Below are 18,687 nucleotides of genomic sequence, written 5' to 3'. Positions count from 1 at the left end.
TTCTCCATCCCCCATGTCCCGCTTTGTTCGACCGTCCAGTGCTCAGGCTCCTTGGATTCCTCTGACCACCATCGCCCACGGCGCGGGCCATTCCACGGGGCAGCGAGGGCAAGAGCTGTACCGCCAAGGTGCCATCCTCGCGTTTGATATTGAAGCACTGGATGACCATTGGCAAGTGTTTGGTCAGGTTCAGGGCAGTGCCACGGCACCTTACACACTGAGCATTGAAGTCCATGTCGATATGACTGGTCAACCCTATAGCTGGGAGAGTGAGTGCAGTTGCCCAGTCGGCCACCAATGCAAACATGCAGTGGCTTTGTTGCTGCATGCTTCGCACCACGGCCATGAAGCCTTTCCGGACATCGGCCTGCCCGGAACCATCCGCTTGAGCCCTGAGGCCTTGCAAGCCGAGCGAGCCGCTTCAGAAGAAAGCGTGGCAGAACAACAACGCCAGCAACAGGCTACAGCCCGTGCCCTGATAGACACGCAATGGCTGCAATGGTTACATACGCTGGAGCAAAGCCATCCGCGTACAGCCCCCACTACAGCAAATCATCCTCCCCAGCGGGCAGACTGTTTTTTGTACCTGCTGGCGCTGGCCGTACCAGAAGAGCGCACCGTGCCTGATGCTGATAGGCTGCCCATGCTGTGCCTACACCTGGTGCAGTCCTACCCCAAAAAGGCGGGTGGTTGGGCCAAGGTGCGCCACCTCAACCATCTGCCCTTGCCGAGCGATCCCCTCTACCAACAAGCCAGCGAGGACGATCGCACTACGGTGGAATTGCTGCGCAGCATTTGCTGCCTTCCACAGCGCCCGGCCCAACCATCGCAGCAGCACGCAAGCAGCCCGACAGGCCATCGCATACTGCACGAAGGGGTGGTTTTGCAAGGGCCGATGGTTGCATCTGCCCTCCAACATGCTGCCAGCACCAAACGGTTGTTTCTGACCCAGACCGATGGGCAACCTGGTATGCCGGTGCAATGGGGCGAAGCACACACAGCACAGTGGAGTTGGAAAACCAAGGATATCGCCCCCACTGGCGCTGCCCCGCTATGGCAATTGCAGGCTGTGGCGGTACAAGAGGGCATGCAACTCTGTGCCAATCAGCCGCCACTGTATCTGGATGCTGCACACGGCCTGTGCGGCCCCGTGCACATGCCCGGCTTCACCCCCGCACAGTTGGCCGTATTGCTGCAAGCTCCACCAGCCTCAGAGACCCTGTTAAAGCAGCACCAACGAACGCTGATAGAGCAACTGGGCCATCTGCCGCTGCCGGCTGTGGTGCAAGACATCACCGTGCTGCGTGGAGTCTCCCCCCAAGCCCAATTGCACCTTAGTCCCACGCCTGCGCCCCAACAGGGCCAGCTGGGCATGCTCAGCGCCCAGCTGCGTTTTGATTACCAAGGGCTGTCGGGCTGGTGGCCTACAGCACAAGCCACCGTCTTGGTGGAGGCCACGGCAGGGCAAACCAACCAAGTGCTGTTGCACCGAGACTTGGCTGCCGAACAACATGCGATGGCGCAACTGCTGGGTTTGGGCCTGACCCCCCTTGGCGATCACGGCCAGTTTCAATTGGGCCATGCCGCAGGGCGCCAACAGTGGTTGCAATGGTTGGATGAGGACTTTGCCACTTTGCGGACGGCAGGCTTCCAAATCACCACCGATACAGCCTTGCAGCAGTGGATTATTCGCGCCGATCAGTTGAATGTGCGACTACAACCCGAGGGCATCCCCCCCGGTTTAGAAGACAGTACGGAGGCTGTTGCTACCTCACCGTGGTTTGAGTTGTCACTGGGCATAGAAATTGACGGCCAACGCCACAACATTCTGCCCTTGCTGCCAGAGATCATTGCCACAGTCGCCCACAGCCCCACAGACCCCCAGACGGGCCAGCGACAACTGCCGCCCTTCCTGTTTGTGCCAGCACCTCACCGTACTACGGGTTTTCTGCGGTTGCCCACGGCTGCTTTGCAGCCTTGGCTGGCGGCACTGTTTGACTTGGTGGGAGACCGCCAGCACGACTTCACTGCCAACAGTTTGCGCTTGTCGCGCATGGATGCACTGCGCACCAGTGCGGCCCTGGGTGAGGGGGCGGTGTGGGCCGGTGCTACGGCTTTGCATTCGTTGGTGCAGCAACTTCACCACCAGTCTCCACTGCCTGACGTGCCCCTCCCCACCAGCGTGCAAGCCCAGCTGCGCCCTTATCAGCAACAGGGGCTCAACTGGCTACAGTTCTTGCGCCACCACGGTTTGGGTGGCATCTTGGCCGATGACATGGGCTTGGGCAAGACCTTGCAAACCTTGGTGCATATACAGGTTGAAAAAGAGGCCGGGCGTCTGACAGTCCCTGCCCTGATCATCGCCCCCGTGAGCCTCATGGGCAACTGGCAGCGCGAAGCGGCACGGTTCTGTCCGCAATTGCGCTCTTTGGTGTTGCATGGAAAAGATCGCCATGCTGTCGTAGAAGACATCGCCGATTGCGATCTGGTCATCGCGCCCTACTCTCTGTTGCAACGCGACCGCAAGCGTTGGTTGGCGCAGCACTGGCATCTGGTGGTGCTCGATGAAGCCCAAAATATCAAAAACGCCAGCACCCAAGCGGCACAGGTGGTCGGTGAATTGCAGACCCGCCACCGTTTGTGTCTATCGGGTACCCCGATGGAGAACCACTTGGGTGAGATCTGGAGCTTGTTCCATTTTCTGATGCCCGGCTTTTTAGGGAGCCAAAAACGTTTCACCGAAATTTTTCGTCAACCCATTGAAAAATGGGGCGACAGCACCCGCTTGGCACAGTTGCGTGCCCGTGTCACACCATTCATGCTCAGGCGCACCAAAGCCTTAGTGGCTGCCGATCTGCCTCCAAAGGTCGAGACCGTGATGCGCATAGAACTGGCAGGCCCACAGGCCAACCTCTACGAGACCATCCGCCTGACTATGGAAGCCAGTGTGCGTGACGCATTAGAGACCCAAGGACTGGCTAAATCCCAATTGACCATCTTGGATGCTCTGCTCAAGCTGCGCCAGGTTTGCTGCGCTCCACAACTGGTACCCCTAGAGGCCGCCCGCAAAGTCCCAACCTCGGCCAAGTTGGAATACCTGATGGAGATATTGCCCGAGATGCTGGCCGAAGGGCGGCGCATTTTGCTGTTCTCCCAATTCACCAGTATGCTGGCCCTGATTGAAGCCGAACTCGAAAAACGCCAGTTGCCTTGGGTCAAACTGACCGGGCAAAGTCAAAAACGAGATGACATCATCCAACAATTCACCAGCGGCCAAGTGCCCCTGTTCTTGATCAGCCTCAAGGCCGGCGGTGTCGGCCTGAACCTGCCCCAAGCCGATACCGTGATCCATTACGATCCGTGGTGGAACCCAGCGGTAGAAAATCAAGCCACCGACCGCGCCCACCGCATCGGCCAAACGCAAAGCGTCTGGGTGGTCAAGCTGGTGGCCCAAGGCACGATTGAAGAGCGCATCTTGGCCTTGCAAGAGCGTAAAGCGCAATTGGCTGACAGCATGTACAGCGGTGCCACGGCCCGCCAAGAGCCTATGTTTACCGCCAACGATGTTGCCGAACTGCTCAAGCCACTTGCGCCCTGACATCCTTTTTTCTGTGGGGCAAACTGTGCCAAGGCACGGTTTGCAGGCTACAATAGAACCCTCACGACCACACGGGCGGGTATCCACCGCCCGTTTTTTTTGGTCGTTTGCTTTTGGAGCTCGAAGCCTCTGGGGGTTATCGGGTTTTTTGTTTTTCTGGGACTGAATCAAAACACGTGGCATTGCAGCAAATCGTTGAACAAACCGTGGTGGGTCTGGGCTATGACCTGGTAGAGATTGAACGCTCTGCGGGGGGTCTGCTACGCATCACCATTGATTGGCCTTGGCAACCGCCAGTTGAAGGTGCCTCCACCACACCAGAGCAGTTTGTCACGGTCGAAGATTGCGAAAAGGTCACGCGCCAATTGCAATTTGCCCTGGAAGTCGATGGCGTGGACTACAAGCGTCTGGAAGTCTCCTCGCCTGGTATTGACCGTCCGTTGCGCCATCAGCAAGATTTTGAGCGTTTTGAGGGTGAAGTCATCGATATCACCCTCAAAGCCCCGATAGGTGCGGCAGCCGATGGGCAGGTCAACGCCAATCGGAAAAAATTTCGCGGTACCCTAGAACGTGCTGAGACGGGTGGCTGGCAAATTGTCTGGAGTGACGAGCCGCCGCCCAAGCCGGGCCAGAAAGTTAGCAAAAAACGGGTGCCTGCCCCATTGCAGGCGCTAGGCTTTGCGCTCGATGAGTTGCGTGACGCCCGTCTGGCACCCATTGTCGACTTCAAGGGGCGAGGCCATGCTCCAGCGCCCGGTCAGCCCGGATGAGCGCAACAAACGTCTGGGTGGCCCGGGTCGGGATGACCGAGCTGCCCAATGCAGGTGAAGGAAACAGGAGAGTCGTCGCATGAATCGCGAATTGTTAATGTTGGTTGAAGCCATTTCACGCGAGAAAAATGTCGAGCGTGATGTGGTGCTGGGTGCTGTCGAATTGGCACTGGCCCAAGCCACCAAAAAGCTCTATGAAGGCGAAGTGGACATTCGTGTGTCCATTGACCGCGACAGCGGCCACTACGAAACCTTCCGCCGCTGGCTGGTGGTGCCCGACGATGCCGGGCTGCAAAACCCCGAGGCCGAAGAGCTGCTCATGGATGCGCAAGAGCGCGTGTCCGGCGTCGAGGTGGGCAACTACATCGAAGAGCCCATCGAGTCTTTGCCTATTGGGCGCATTGGTGCCATGGCAGCCAAGCAGGTGATCTTGCAAAAGATTCGCGATGCCGAGCGCGAAATGCTGCTCAACGACTTCATGTCGCGTGGCGAAAAGATCTTCACAGGCACCGTCAAGCGCATGGACAAGGGTGATCTGATTGTGGAAGCAGGTCGCGTTGAGGGCCGTCTGCGCCGCAACGAAATGATTCCCAAAGAGAACCTGCGCAGTGGCGACCGGGTTCGTGCCATGATCATGGACGTGGATCTGACCTTGCGTGGTGCGCCCATCATCTTGTCGCGTTCGGCACCTGCCTTCATGGTGGAGCTGTTTCGCAACGAAGTGCCTGAAATCGAGCAGGGGCTGCTCGAGATCAAGAGCTGTGCCCGTGACCCAGGCAGCCGTGCCAAAATTGCTGTGGTCTCGCATGATCGCCGCGTCGATCCTATCGGCACCTGTGTCGGTGTGCGCGGCACCCGTGTCAATGCGGTCACCAACGAGTTGGCTGGTGAGCGTGTGGATATCGTGCTGTGGTCTGAAGACCCCGCCCAATTCGTCATTGGCGCACTGGCACCAGCCAATGTGCAATCGATTGTGGTCGATGAAGAAAAACACGCGATGGATGTGGTGGTAGACGAGGAAAACCTTGCTATTGCCATCGGTCGCGGTGGTCAGAACGTGCGTCTGGCCTCCGACCTGACAGGTTGGAAAATCAATATCATGGATGCCGCCGAGTCGGCGCAAAAGCAGGCCAGCGAGACCGATGCGGCGCGCCGCCTGTTCATGGAAAAACTCGATGTCGACCAAGAAATGGCCGATATCCTGATTGCCGAGGGTTTTGAGAGTCTCGAAGAAGTGGCCTATGTGCCGCTGCAAGAGATGCTCGACATCGAAGGCTTTGATGAAGATACCGTCAACGAGCTGCGAGTGCGGGCCAAGGATGCCCTGCTGACTCTGGAGATCGCACGGGAAGAGAGCGTGGACGATGTATCGCAAGAGCTGCGCGATCTGCAAGGGCTGACGCCCGAGTTGATTGCCAAGCTGGCTGCTGGTGGCATCCATACACGCGACGATCTGGCCGATCTGGCCATCGACGAGCTGACCGACCTGACCGGCCAGTCCGAAGAAGAAGCCAAAGCCTTGATCATGAAGGCACGCGAACACTGGTTCGCAGGGCAAGAATAAAGGTCAGGGAGGTACAAACCACATATGTCCAGCACCACCGTTGCCGAGTTCGCCAACGAACTCAAGAAATCCCCCGAAACCCTGCTGGAGCAACTCAAGCAGGCCGGTGTTACCAAGAACCGGGCATCGGATGCCCTGACCGAGGCTGATAAGCAAAAGCTTTTAGCGCATCTGCAAGCCAGTCACGGTGTCAATGCCGCTGACCGCAAGAAGATCACGCTGGTCACTCGCTCCACCAGCGAGATCAAGCAGGCTGACGCTTCAGGCAAAGCCCGCACGATTCAGGTGGAAGTGCGCAAAAAGCGCACCTTCATCAAACGCGAAGAAACGGCCGATGCCGCCTCTACAGAGGCACCGCAGGCCGAAGCCGAAACGGTGGCCTCTACTCCGGATATCACGCCAGCCCAGAATTCTGATCTGGTGCGCCGTGAGGAAGAAGCGCGCCAGCAAGCCGAGCTGCTCAGTCGTCAAGAGCAGGAGTTGGCCGAGAAACGCAAGGAGCGCGAAGAGCGTGAGCGCCGTGAGCGTGAGGCCGCTGAGCGTGCCGCAGCCTATGCAGCCCAAGAAGCCCGCAAAAAGGCCCAAGCCTCTGCCATGAAGCAAGAAGCCTCGCGTGAAGCCGCTGCTGAAGCTGCTGCACGGGCTGCAGCCCAAGCCGCCGCACGCGCCAAAGCCGAAGAAGAGTCCAAGGCCCGCGCCGCTGAAGAGGCCTCCCGTGCTGCCGATTTGGACGAGCGCCGCCGCAAAGCATTGGCCGAGGCCGCTGCCATTCGCTCTATGCTCTCGTCACCCGCCAAGGTGCTCGTGGCCAAGAAGCCCGAAGAGCCAAAGCCGGCGCCCAAACCCGCTGCAGATGCCAAAAAAGGCACGCTGCACAAGCCCGCAGCCTCCCCTGGCACGGCTGCCGGACGTGCGCCAGCCCCTGCTCCTGCACCAGCTGGTGCAGGCAAAGAGGTGAAGTCGGCCAAGCTGTCGTCCAGCTGGGCAGGTGACACAGCCAAGAAAAAAGAAATCAAAACCCGTGGCGATACCGGTGCAGGTGCCGGTCGTGGCGGCAGTGCTTGGCGCTCGGCGGCTCCCAAGGGCCGCCGTGGCAACGACCGCAATGACCGTGGTGGTCATGAGCAGCACAACCAGGCAGCACAGGTGGAAGCGCGCGTGCTGGAAGTGCATGTGCCCGAAACCATTACTGTGGCCGAATTGGCGCACAAGATGTCGATCAAGGCATCTGAAGTGATCAAGGCGCTGATGAAGATGGGCCAGATGGTCACCATCAATCAGCCGCTCGACCAAGACACCGCCATGATTGTGGTGGAAGAAATGGGCCATAAAGCCGTGGTGGCCGCCTTGGACGACCCCGAAGCCTTCACGGATGAAGCAGCACAGCAAGATGTGCCCCTGCTGCCACGTGCCCCGGTCGTTACCGTCATGGGTCACGTTGACCACGGTAAAACCTCGCTGCTCGATTACATCCGTCGCACCAAAGTGGCTACGGGCGAAGCCGGTGGCATTACACAGCACATTGGCGCTTACCACGTCGAAACCCCACGCGGTATGGTGTCGTTCCTCGATACCCCCGGCCACGAGGCCTTCACGGCCATGCGTGCCCGTGGTGCCCAAGCCACCGATATCGTCATTTTGGTGGTGGCCGCTGATGACGGCGTGATGCCCCAAACCAAAGAAGCCATCAAGCACGCCAAGGCGGCTGGTGTGCCTATCGTGGTGGCGATCACCAAATCCGACAAGCCCGATGCCAATCCCGAGCGTGTCAAGCAAGAGTTGGTGGTCGAACAAGTGGTGCCCGAAGAGTACGGTGGCGATTCGCCCTTCGTGCCGGTCTCGTCCAAGACGGGTATGGGCATTGATGAGTTGCTGGAGCAGGTGCTGTTGCAGGCCGAAGTGCTCGAACTCAAAGCCCCGGTTGAGAGCCAAGCCAAGGGCTTGGTGATTGAAGCCAAACTCGACAAAGGCCGCGGCCCTGTGGCTACCGTGCTGGTGCAGTCGGGTACGCTCAAGGTGGGCGACATTGTGCTGGCAGGCCAAACCTTTGGCCGCGTGCGCGCCATGTTGGACGAAGCGGGCAAGGTGGCTAAAACGGCTGGCCCATCCATTCCGGTCGAAATCCAAGGCTTGACCGAAGTGCCACAGGCTGGCGACGATTTTGCCGTGCTGTCGGACGAGCGCCGCGCCCGCGAAGTGGCTACCTACCGTGCAGGCAAGTTCCGCAACACCAAGCTGGCCAAGCAACAAGCGGCCAAGCTGGAGAACATGTTTGCCGACATGACAGCGGGCGAGGTCAAAACCCTGCCCATCATCATCAAGGCGGACGTGCAAGGTTCGCAAGAAGCTCTGGGCGCTTCGCTGCTCAAGCTGTCTACTGATGAGATTCGCGTGCAGTTGGTCTATGCGGGTGTGGGTGGCATCAGCGAGTCTGACATCAACTTGGCGATTGCCTCCAAGGCCATTGTCATCGGCTTTAATGTGCGTGCCGACTCTGGCGCTCGCAAGACTGCCGAAGCCAACGATGTCGATATCCACTACTACAACATCATTTACGATGCTGTTGATGAAGTGAAAGCCGCCATGTCGGGCATGTTGGCTCCCGAGCAGCGCGAAGAGGCACTGGGTACGGCAGAAATCCGCACCGTGTTTGTGGCTTCCAAGATTGGTACAGTGGCTGGTTCCTACATCACGTCGGGCCAAGTGACACGCAACTGCCGCTTCCGCCTGCTGCGCGAGAACATCGTTATTTACACTGGCGATGTCGAGTCTGTGCGTCGCCTCAAAGACGATGTCAAGGAAGTCAAAGAAGGCTTCGAGTGCGGTATCAAGCTCAAGAACTGCAATGACATCAAAGAAGGTGATCAACTGGAGTTCTTCGAGATCAAGGAAATCGCGCGGACACTGTAATCATGGCTGCCAAAAAGTCTGCTACGCCCAACCGTGCCTTCAAAGTGGCCGATCAGATCCAACGCGATTTGACCGAACTCATTGCACGCGAGTTGAAAGACCCGCGTGTGGGCATGGTGACGTTGCAAGGCGTAGAGGTCACTCCCGACTACGCCCATGCCAAGGTGTTCTTCAGTTTGCTGGTGGGTGACCCCCAGCAAACCCAAGATGCCTTGAACCAGGCCGCAGGTTTCCTGCGCAATGGTCTGTTCAAGCGTTTGCACATTCATACCGTGCCCACGCTGCATTTTGTCTACGACCGCACTACCGAGCGGGCGGCAGACATGAACGCCTTGATTGCCAAGGCAGTTTCTTCTCGCGCTAAAGAGGATTGAGCATGAACGCGCCACGCACGAGGGTGCAGCGGCGCCCTGTGCATGGGGTGTTGCTGCTTGATAAGCCGCTGGGCTTCTCCAGCAACGATGCCTTGCAAAAGGCCAAGTGGTTGCTGCGCGCCGAAAAAGCGGGCCACACTGGCACCCTGGACCCGTTGGCCACTGGCGTGCTGCCGCTGTGCTTTGGTGCTGCCACCAAGTTCAGCCAATTGCAGCTAGAGGCCGTCAAGACTTATGAAGCCATTGCCTATCTTGGTGTGACCACCACCACTGGTGATGCCGAGGGTGATGTGCTGGCACGGTGTGCCATCACGCCCGAGATGCTAACCCCTGAGCGTTTGGCAGCAGTGCAGCAGCAGTTCACTGGGGCTATCCGTCAGGTGCCACCGATGTACAGTGCGCTCAAAAAGGATGGCAAAGCCCTGTATGAGTATGCACGGGCGGGTGTAGAAGTGGAACGTGCAGCCCGCGAGGTGGAGATTCACGCTTTGCGCTTGGTGTTGTCATCTGATGCACAGGGCCATCCTGTGATTCGGATGGTTGTGACATGCAGCAAAGGCACCTACATCCGTACCCTGGGCGAGGACATTGGCGCAGCACTTGGTTGTGGTGCCCACCTGACCTTTTTGCGCCGCACCGATACCGGTGGCCTAGGGGTAGAACGCTGTGTCACGCTGGCCGACTTTGAGGCCATGAACGAGGCGCAGCGGTTGGCCTGTCTGTTACCCCCCGAGGCTTTGCTGGCCGACCATCTGCATGTCACATTGGGCAGCGAAGATGCTGGGCGCTTTCTGTCGGGGGTGCGCAGACGGGGTGCTTGGCCTAACCATCCCGCAGTGGCTGTGTTTGGTCACTCTCCCCACACACTGTTGGGCGTGGGGCACACCGTGGCGGGAGAGCTGGTGCCCGATCGCCTGCTCAGTCCGATTGAAATTCAACAAATTCTAGAAAGTCGTACGCTGGCCGCCCCTGCTGCCAGCATTTTGGAAACACTATGAGCACACAAATTCGCAATATCGCCATCATCGCCCACGTTGACCACGGTAAAACTACCATGGTTGACCAGTTGCTGCGCCAGTCAGGCACCTTTGCCGACCACGAAAAAGTGGTCGATACCGTGATGGACAACAACGCCATCGAACGTGAGCGCGGCATCACCATCTTGGCCAAGAACTGTGCCGTGAGCTGGGAAGGTACCCACATCAACATCGTCGATACCCCCGGCCACGCGGACTTCGGTGGTGAAGTCGAACGCGCGCTGTCGATGGTCGATGGCGTGGTGTTGCTGATCGATGCCCAAGAAGGCCCGATGCCCCAGACCCGTTTCGTGACCAAAAAGGCGCTGGCCTTGGGCCTCAAGCCTATCGTGGTCGTGAACAAGGTAGACAAACCCGGTGCCAACTGCGACAAGGTGGTCAATGCCGCTTTTGACTTGTTTGACAAGCTGGGTGCCACCGATGAGCAATTGGATTTTCCGGTGGTGTACGCCTCGGGTATCAATGGCTGGTCTTCGCTGGAAGAAGGTGCTCCTGGTGAGCAGTGGGGCCCTGATATGTCGGCCCTGTTCAACACCGTGCTGAAGCATGTGCCCGCACAAAAGGGAGATCCAGCCGCTCCGTTGCAGTTGCAGGTTTCGGCGCTGGACTTCTCCACTTTTGTCGGCCGTATCGGCGTAGGCCGTGTCAGCCAAGGCACCATCAAGCCCGGCATGGACGTGCTGGTGATGGAAGGCCCAGATGGCAACCAGTTCAAGGGGCGTGTCAATCAGGTACTGACTTTCCAAGGTCTAGACCGTGTGCAAGTGACCGAAGCCGGCCCCGGCAACATTGTGCTGATCAACGGTATTGCTGACATCGGTATTGGCGTGACGGTGACCGATCCGCTCAACCCCGCACCGCTGCCCATGCTCAAGGTGGATGAGCCTACCCTGATCATGAACTTCTGCGTCAATACCAGCCCCTTGGCTGGCCGCGAAGGCAAGTACGTTACCAGCCGCCAAATTTGGGATCGTCTGCAAAAAGAGCTGCAACACAACGTGGCCCTGCGCGTCAAGGAAACTGACGAAGACGGTATCTTTGAAGTGGCTGGCCGGGGTGAATTGCACCTGACCATCTTGCTGGAAAACATGCGTCGCGAAGGTTACGAACTGGCGGTATCCAAACCCCGTGTGGTCTTCAAAGACGTGAACGGCGAAAAGCACGAACCTATTGAGCTGGTCACTGCCGACATCGAAGAAGGTCACCAAGGTGGTGTGATGCAAGCCTTGGGCGAGCGCAAGGGTGAACTGGTCAATATGGAACCCGATGGTCGGGGCCGTGTCCGTTTGGAATACCGCATTCCGGCCCGTGGTCTGATCGGTTTTACCAACGAATTCCTGAACCTGACCCGTGGTTCGGGCCTGATCTCCAACATCTTTGACAGCTATGAACCACACAAGGGTGATATTGCTGGTCGTAAAAATGGTGTGCTGATCTCGATGGACGAAGGCGAAATCTTCACCTACGCTCTGGGCAAGCTCGATGACCGGGGTCGTATGTTCGTCAAGGCCGGTGATCCAGTGTACGAAGGCATGATTGTGGGTATCCACAGCCGTGATAACGATTTGGTGGTCAATGCCACCCGTACCAAGCAGTTGACCAACTTCCGTGTCAGTGGCAAGGAAGATGCTATCAAAATCACGCCCCCGATTGATCTGACGCTGGAATACGGCGTGGAGTTTATCGAGGACGACGAACTGGTCGAAATCACGCCCAAGAGTGTGCGTCTGCGCAAGCGCCACCTCAAAGAGAGCGATCGCAAGCGTGCTGGTCGTTCTTGATCTTTGCCCGGCACTGGGTGCCGGTGTGAGCACAAAAGCCACTGCCTTTGCGGTGGCTTTTTTTTAGGAATCAGCTGCCATGGCTGCATGGAGTCATCTATTCCAACCCTAATGGCGCAATCGGTACCCTGCCGTATCGCACAATGGACGCTTTGTGTCGTAAATGAACCAGAAGGAAAGAAAAATGACGGAGACGGTCTCTGAGGTCTTGAGTGAAGTGCGTGGACAGGTGGGGTTGATCACGCTCAACCGTCCACGGGCGCTTAATGCGCTTTCGTTGGGCATGGTGCGTGATTTGATGACCATTTTGTTGGCCTGGAAGGATGACCCTACCGTATTGGCTGTAGCCATCCGGGGCAGCAACAAAGAAGGCCCATTTGGTGCCTTTTGTGCTGGGGGCGATATCCGCTTTTTGCACCAAGCGGGCAGCGTGGGTGATCCCCAAATCGAAGATTTCTTTACCGAAGAATATGCCCTAAACCACCTGATCCACCGCTATCCCAAGCCCTATATTGCCTTTATGGATGGCATTGTGATGGGTGGTGGTATGGGCATCAGCCAAGGTGCTGCGCTGCGCATTGTGACGGAGCGTACCAAAATGGCTATGCCCGAGACGGCAATTGGCTTGTTTCCGGACGTTGGGGGCGGCTACTTTTTGAGCCGTTGCCCCGGTCGTGCGGGCGAGTGGCTGGGGCTGGTGGGTGAAACCATTGGTGCTGGTGATGCCATTGCCTTCAACTTGGCCGATGGCTTCTTGGCCGCTGACCAACAAGCCAGCGTCTGGGAGGCATTGGGCCAGCAGACTTTTGCCAACGGCGCCGCTGTGCGTGCTTTTGTGGCAGAGCAATTGAAAACAGCCGTGCCCAAGCTGGAAACCTTCCATGCCGACATCAACCAGTATTTTGCACTTGGTAGCGTCAGTGCCATCGTGTCGGCACTGGAAGCTGCCGATAGCGACTGGGCTAAGGCCACAGCGGCCTTGTTGCGCAAGCGTTCACCGTTGATGCTGCATGTGGTGTTGGAGCAGGTACGCCGGGCCCGCAGCATGGACTTGGCCCAAGACCTGCGTATGGAGCGTGATTTGGTGCGCCATTGCTTCTATTTGCGTCCTGGTCAAAGCGAAACCCTGGAGGGTATTCGTGCGCTGGCTGTGGACAAAGACCAGTCGCCGCGCTGGAGCCCGGAGCGCATTGAAGACGTATCGCCTGAGCTGGTGCAATCTTTCTTTGCCAGCCCTTGGCCGGCCCACGCCCACCCGTTGGCCGCCTTGGTGGGTTGAGTTCAACCGCCGGTACGCCCCGCTTTAGCGGTGGTGTACCTTCATGGCCCGCTCGACTTCGCGTTTGCCTTCGCGCTCTTTGATGGTGTCGCGTTTGTCGTGCTCTGCCTTGCCTTTGGCCAGTGCCACCTCGCATTTGACGCGGCCCTCTTTCCAATGCAGATTGAGGGCAATCAGGGTGTAGCCTTTTTGCTCCACCTTGCCAATCAGGCGGCGGATCTCATCCTTGTGCATTAGCAGTTTTTTGGTGCGTACGGCATCAGGGTTGACGTGGGTAGATGCCGTCTTGAGTGGGTTGATTTGGCAGCCAAACAAGAACAGCTCGCCATCGCGAATCACCACATAGCCATCGGTGAGTTGCACCTTGCCTTCGCGCAGTGCCTTCACTTCCCAGCCTTGCAGCACTACGCCCGCTTCGTAGCGTTCTTCGAAAAAATAGTTGTAGGCCGCTTTTTTGTTATCGGCAATGCGGGAGGAGGTTTGGGGTTTCTTGGCCATCGGAAATAGTTGCGGCGCCAACCGGGAGATCAAAGGCCTCCCTACAATTGCTGCCGTCGCGCAACTGCGATTCTAGTTTCCCCCACAGCATTCCATGAAAACCGTCAGCAAGTCCGTATTGATCTGGTATAGCCCCGAAGAGATGTTTGCCCTTGTCACCGGGGTAGACCAATATCCACAGTTTTTGCCGTGGTGTGATCGGGCGCGCGTGATTGAACAAGACGGTAGCAGTATGCTGGCCGAAGTGGGCATTGCCCTGAGTGGCTTGCGCCAATCGTTTGTCACCCGCAACACCCATGAGCAAGGGCGGCGCGTGCAAATGAAATTGGTCAAGGGGCCATTTTCACGGCTGGATGGGGACTGGCATTTCCATGCCGTGGGCGATGGCTCGCAGCGGGCCTCTAGGGTGGAGCTGAAGCTGCATTACGGTTTTTCTAACAAGGTGCTGGCTGGTTTGGTGGGGCCAGTGTTTGACCGCATTGCCGCTACGATGGTCGATGCTTTCGTGAAACGCGCACAGCAGGTCTATGGTTGAGATGCTGCCCTCTGTTTTGAGCGTGAGCGTTGTGGCCTCTTTGCAGCCCGGCCAAGTCTTGGAGCGCACATTGCAATTGCCTCTAGGCGCTACCTTGGCGGATGCTGTGCGGGCCAGTGCCTTACTGGCCCCAGAGCTGCCATTGCAGCAATGGCCCACTTGTGGCATTTGGGGCAAGGTGATGGCACCTGCGCAACCGCTGCGTGATGGCGACCGGGTAGAACTGTACCGCCCCTTGACGGTAGATCCTAAGGTGGCCCGGCGTGAACGCTTTGCCCGTCAGGGCGCACGCGCAGCAGGTCTGTTTGCCCGCCCCAAGGCCCCGCTTTAACGCTTGCAGTTGGTGTCAATGACTTTTTGGATGCGTTGCTGCTCAGTAGCGCGCGTGGCTTCATCCATGAACACGCTCTCTCCCTTGGCATTGGTATGGCGCAGCAGTTGACCTGACTCAAAAGTGGTCTTGGCGGCTTGAGCACGCGCGCAGTTTTCGGCTTGGCTTTGGGCTGCACGGTCATCCTCGGCCTTTTTCTTGGCCGCTTCTGCTGCATCAGCCTGTGCTTTACGGGCCTGTAATGCAGGATCTACTTTGCTGGCCTTGGGTGCTGCCGTTGCTGCCGCCTCATCAGCCGGTGGTGTGGTCTCTACCACAGGGGCTACCGTGCGCTGATGTCCTCCTGGCCTGCGCAAAATGTTTTGTTCTGGAATGTCTATGGGGGGTGCGCGGTCACTGAAAACCTTGCGGCCATCCTTTTCCACCCATTGCCATTGGGCCCAGGCGCCCGATGACAGGGTGCAAAGCAGTGCAAGCAAAAGGGGGTAGTGCTTTTTCATGGTTCGAAGTGTAGCGGCGCTGGCGGCTACAATTGGTTTTTTGGAGCTTTCACATGCGCCTTCTTGGAAAAGCACTCACCTTCGACGATGTGTTGCTGGTGCCAGCCTATTCCCAAGTCCTACCCAAGGACACGTCCCTCGCGACCCGTTTCTCCCGCAACATCGAGCTGAACCTGCCTTTGGTGTCCGCTGCCATGGATACCGTGACAGAGGCACGCTTGGCCATTGCCATCGCCCAAGAAGGCGGTATTGGCATCGTGCACAAAAACCTGACGGCCCAAGAGCAGGCGGCCCAAGTGGCACGCGTCAAACGCTACGAATCGGGTGTTTTGCGCGATCCAGTCGTGATCACGCCAGAACACACGGTGTTGCAGGTGTTGCAATTGTCTGAGCAATTGGGCATTTCTGGTTTTCCGGTGTGCGATGGCGGCAAGGTGGTGGGTATCGTGACGGGGCGCGACTTGCGCTTTGAGACCCGCTACGACGTCAAGGTGCATCAGATCATGACACCACGCGAGCGCCTGATCACCGTCAATGAAAAAGATGGTACTTCTCCAGAAACCGCCAAGGCGCTGCTGAACAAGTACAAGCTTGAGCGCATCTTGGTGGTCAATGATGCCTTTGAGCTCAAAGGCCTGATCACTGTCAAAGACATCACCAAGCAAACCAGCTTTCCCAATGCCGCGCGCGATGCCTCGGGCCGCTTGCGTGTGGGGGCTGCTGTGGGGGTGGGCGCTGGCACCGAAGAGCGTGTAGAGGCGCTGGTGCGGGCTGGGGTAGATGCCATTGTGGTCGACACTGCCCACGGGCACAGCCAAGGCGTGATCGAGCGCGTGCGTTGGGTCAAACAAAACTACCCACAAATTGACGTGGTGGGCGGCAACATCGCTACCGGCGCGGCGGCGCTGGCGCTGGTGGAGGCTGGTGCTGATGCCGTCAAGGTCGGTATTGGCCCCGGTTCTATTTGCACCACGCGCATTGTGGCGGGTGTGGGTGTGCCGCAAATCATGGCGATTGACAATGTGGCCACGGCGCTCAAGGGCACGGGCGTGCCATTGATTGCGGATGGCGGTATTCGTTATTCGGGCGACATTGCCAAAGCTTTGGCCGCTGGCGCCAGCACCATCATGATGGGTGGCATGTTTGCTGGCACTGAAGAAGCCCCCGGCGAGGTGATTTTGTTCCAAGGCCGCAGCTACAAGAGCTACCGTGGCATGGGTAGTATTGGTGCCATGCAGCAGGGCAGTGCCGATCGCTACTTTCAGGAGTCCAGCACCGGCAACCCCAATGCCGATAAGCTGGTGCCCGAGGGCATCGAAGGCCGCGTACCTTACAAAGGCTCGATGGTATCGATCGTCTATCAGATGGCCGGTGGCGTGCGTGCCGCCATGGGCTATTGCGGCTGCGCCTCGATTGCAGAAATGAACGAGAAGGCCGAGTTCGTCGAAATCACCACGGCCGGTATCCGTGAGAGCCACGTCCACGACGTGCAAATCACCAAAGAAGCGCCCAACTACCGCGCCGATTGATTCTTGTACCGCCACAGGCCCGAACCCAGCCAGCGGTGTTCGGGCCTTTTTCTTTTTACCGCCATGCAACATTCCAAAATTCTCATTCTCGACTTTGGTTCTCAGGTCACGCAACTGATTGCCCGCCGTGTGCGCGAAGCCCATGTTTTCTGCGAAGTCCATCCCTGCGATGTGTCTGACGATTGGGTGCGCGCCTATGCCCAAGATGGCACGCTCAAGGGGGTGATTTTGTCGGGCAGCCATGCCAGCGTTTATGAAGACAGCACCGACCGAGCACCACAAGCGGTGTTTGAATTGGGTGTGCCGGTGTTGGGCATTTGCTATGGCATGCAAACCATGGCACAGCAACTGGGTGGTAAGGTCGAAAGCGGCCACACCCGCGAGTTTGGTTACGCTGAAGTGCGCGCCCACGGCCACACGGCTTTGCTGCAAGATATTGCCGACTTCACCACCCCCGAAGGCCACGGCATGCTCAAGGTCTGGATGAGCCACGGTGATAAGGTCACTGAATTGCCCCCCGGCTTTCAGGTGATGGCTAGCACGCCCAGCTGCCCGATTGCTGGGATGGCCGATGAAGCCCGCAAATACTACGCGGTGCAGTTCCACCCTGAGGTGACGCACACGGTGCAAGGCCAAGCGTTGCTCAATCGCTTTGTGCTGGATATCTGCCAAGCCCGCCCCGATTGGATTATGGGGGACTACATTGAGGAAGCGGTGCAAAAGATCCGCGAGCAAGTGGGTGATGAAGAAGTGATTCTGGGGCTGTCAGGTGGTGTGGATTCGTCGGTGGCGGCTGCACTGATTCACCGCGCGATTGGCGACCAGCTCACCTGCGTTTTTGTCGATCATGGTCTGTTGCGCCTGAACGAGGGCGACATGGTGATGGAGATGTTTGCAGGCAAGCTGCACGCCAAGGTGATTCGGGTGGATGCCTCCGAGTTGTTCTTGGGCAAGCTGGCTGGGGTGTCAGAACCAGAGCAAAAGCGCAAGATCATTGGCGGCCTGTTTGTCGATGTCTTTAAGGCTGAAGCCGCTAAGCTCAAGGCCGGTGATGGCGGTCACAAGGGGGCAACCTTCTTGGCCCAAGGCACTATTTACCCTGATGTGATTGAATCGGGCGGAGCCAAGAGCAAAAAGGCGGTCACCATCAAGAGCCACCACAATGTTGGCGGTCTGCCTGAGCAATTGGGCCTGAAACTGCTAGAACCGCTGCGCGAGCTGTTCAAGGACGAAGTGCGCGAATTGGGCGTGGCGCTGGGCCTGCCGCGCAATATGGTGTACCGCCATCCCTTCCCTGGCCCCGGTTTGGGGGTGCGTATTTTGGGTGAGGTGAAAAAGGAGTACGCTGACCTGTTGCGCCGTGCCGATGCCATCTTTATTGAAGAGCTGGGCAACTTTGTGGATGAAGCCACGGGCAAGAGTTGGTATGACCTGACCAGCCAAGCCTTTACGGTGTTCTTGCCCGTGAAAAGCGTCGGCGTGATGGGCGATGGCCGTACCTACGACTATGTGGTGGCGCTGCGGGCCGTACAAACCTCTGATTTCATGACTGCCGACTGGGCTGAATTGCCCTATGCATTGCTGAAAAAGGTTTCTGGCCGGATTATCAACGAGGTGCGTGGTATCAATCGTGTCACCTACGATGTGTCTAGCAAACCACCAGCTACTATTGAGTGGGAATAATCCGGCAACCGGAAACTACCGGAACTGACAGGAACTAAATGGCCTTCTAGCCCGCATCACTGCGGGCTTTTTTGCTCCTGAATATGGAAACAACTGGAAATAACTGGAACTGCCAAGAACTGTTTTTTTCATGGCATTTTTCATGGTACTAAAGCTATCAGATACCATCGAGGTGGCACGATACCAACACCATCACAAACTTTGAGTGATGGTACTGTATCGGTTTAACTTGTTGATATTTAAAGCAATACCACGTCTTTGATGGTCTATTTCTAGATGCTGGTATTGCAGCCGAATT

14 protein-coding genes are annotated in these 18,687 nt (G+C 57.7%); 12 read left to right on the top strand and 2 right to left on the bottom strand.

Annotated features, from left to right (window positions below; all coding sequences use genetic code 11):
• Positions 1-13 precede the first annotated feature (13 nt).
• The 8 genes from ACFO6X_RS05380 to ACFO6X_RS05345 all read left to right on the top strand — a co-directional run bounded on the left by ACFO6X_RS05380 (position 14) and on the right by ACFO6X_RS05345 (position 13,313).
• Positions 14-3,598: a DEAD/DEAH box helicase gene (locus ACFO6X_RS05380; protein ID WP_382430821.1), complete on the top strand. Its 3,585-nt coding sequence runs from the start codon at positions 14-16 to the stop codon at positions 3,596-3,598.
• Positions 3,599-3,774: 176 nt separating this feature from the next.
• Complete coding sequence (gene rimP, locus ACFO6X_RS05375) at positions 3,775-4,368, top strand: ribosome maturation factor RimP (protein WP_382430819.1); 594 nt, start codon at positions 3,775-3,777, stop codon at positions 4,366-4,368.
• A 79-nt stretch (positions 4,369-4,447) separates the two neighbouring features.
• Entirely contained in the window at positions 4,448-5,932 is a 1,485-nt protein-coding gene (gene nusA, locus ACFO6X_RS05370; protein WP_382430817.1) for a transcription termination factor NusA, read from the top strand.
• 24 nt (positions 5,933-5,956) lie between these two features.
• Positions 5,957-8,842, top strand: coding sequence for a translation initiation factor IF-2 (infB, locus tag ACFO6X_RS05365; protein WP_382430815.1), 2,886 nt, complete (start codon positions 5,957-5,959; stop codon positions 8,840-8,842).
• 2 nt (positions 8,843-8,844) lie between these two features.
• On the top strand, positions 8,845-9,216 hold the full coding sequence (gene rbfA / locus ACFO6X_RS05360; RefSeq protein ID WP_382430813.1) for a 30S ribosome-binding factor RbfA: 372 nt from the start codon (positions 8,845-8,847) through the stop codon (positions 9,214-9,216).
• Positions 9,217-9,218: 2 nt separating this feature from the next.
• Positions 9,219-10,214 carry a tRNA pseudouridine(55) synthase TruB gene (truB, locus tag ACFO6X_RS05355; protein WP_382430811.1) on the top strand — a complete coding sequence of 332 codons (996 nt, stop codon included), beginning with the start codon at positions 9,219-9,221 and terminating at the stop codon, positions 10,212-10,214.
• Complete coding sequence (gene typA, locus ACFO6X_RS05350; protein WP_382430809.1) at positions 10,211-12,034, top strand: translational GTPase TypA; 1,824 nt, start codon at positions 10,211-10,213, stop codon at positions 12,032-12,034. The genes truB and typA overlap by 4 nt, the downstream gene beginning before the upstream one ends.
• 184 nt (positions 12,035-12,218) lie before the next feature.
• Positions 12,219-13,313, top strand: coding sequence for an enoyl-CoA hydratase/isomerase family protein (locus ACFO6X_RS05345; protein WP_382430807.1), 1,095 nt, complete (start codon positions 12,219-12,221; stop codon positions 13,311-13,313).
• 24 nt (positions 13,314-13,337) lie between these two features.
• On the opposite strand, the gene smpB is transcribed toward ACFO6X_RS05345, so the two are convergent.
• A complete protein-coding gene (gene smpB / locus ACFO6X_RS05340) occupies positions 13,338-13,811 on the bottom strand; it encodes an SsrA-binding protein SmpB (RefSeq protein WP_382430805.1) in 474 nt (157 codons plus the stop codon).
• Positions 13,812-13,905: 94 nt separating this feature from the next.
• Between smpB and ACFO6X_RS05335 the strand changes: the two genes are divergently transcribed.
• Complete coding sequence (locus ACFO6X_RS05335; protein WP_382430803.1) at positions 13,906-14,346, top strand: type II toxin-antitoxin system RatA family toxin; 441 nt, start codon at positions 13,906-13,908, stop codon at positions 14,344-14,346.
• On the top strand, positions 14,339-14,677 hold the full coding sequence (locus ACFO6X_RS05330) for an RnfH family protein (RefSeq protein ID WP_382430801.1): 339 nt from the start codon (positions 14,339-14,341) through the stop codon (positions 14,675-14,677). Before ACFO6X_RS05335 ends, ACFO6X_RS05330 begins: the two co-directional genes overlap by 8 nt.
• Here ACFO6X_RS05330 and ACFO6X_RS05325 read toward each other — a convergent pair.
• Positions 14,674-15,177 carry a DUF4124 domain-containing protein gene (locus ACFO6X_RS05325; RefSeq protein WP_382430799.1) on the bottom strand — a complete coding sequence of 168 codons (504 nt, stop codon included), beginning with the start codon at positions 15,175-15,177 and terminating at the stop codon, positions 14,674-14,676. The two genes, ACFO6X_RS05330 and ACFO6X_RS05325, sit on opposite strands and share 4 nt — an antisense overlap.
• Before the next feature lie 53 nt (positions 15,178-15,230).
• Between ACFO6X_RS05325 and guaB the strand changes: the two genes are divergently transcribed.
• Complete coding sequence (gene guaB, locus ACFO6X_RS05320; protein WP_382430797.1) at positions 15,231-16,706, top strand: IMP dehydrogenase; 1,476 nt, start codon at positions 15,231-15,233, stop codon at positions 16,704-16,706.
• A 63-nt stretch (positions 16,707-16,769) separates the two neighbouring features.
• A complete protein-coding gene (guaA, locus tag ACFO6X_RS05315) occupies positions 16,770-18,389 on the top strand; it encodes a glutamine-hydrolyzing GMP synthase (protein WP_382430795.1) in 1,620 nt (539 codons plus the stop codon).
• Positions 18,390-18,687: the final 298 nt, after the last annotated feature.

It is taken from the genome of Giesbergeria sinuosa, from assembly GCF_042652905.1.
In the GTDB taxonomy this organism is placed as follows: Bacteria; Pseudomonadota; Gammaproteobacteria; order Burkholderiales; family Burkholderiaceae_C; genus Simplicispira; species Simplicispira sinuosa.
The sequence above is the reverse complement of the archived record's forward strand: the minus strand, read 5'-3'. Positions and strand labels throughout refer to the sequence as shown.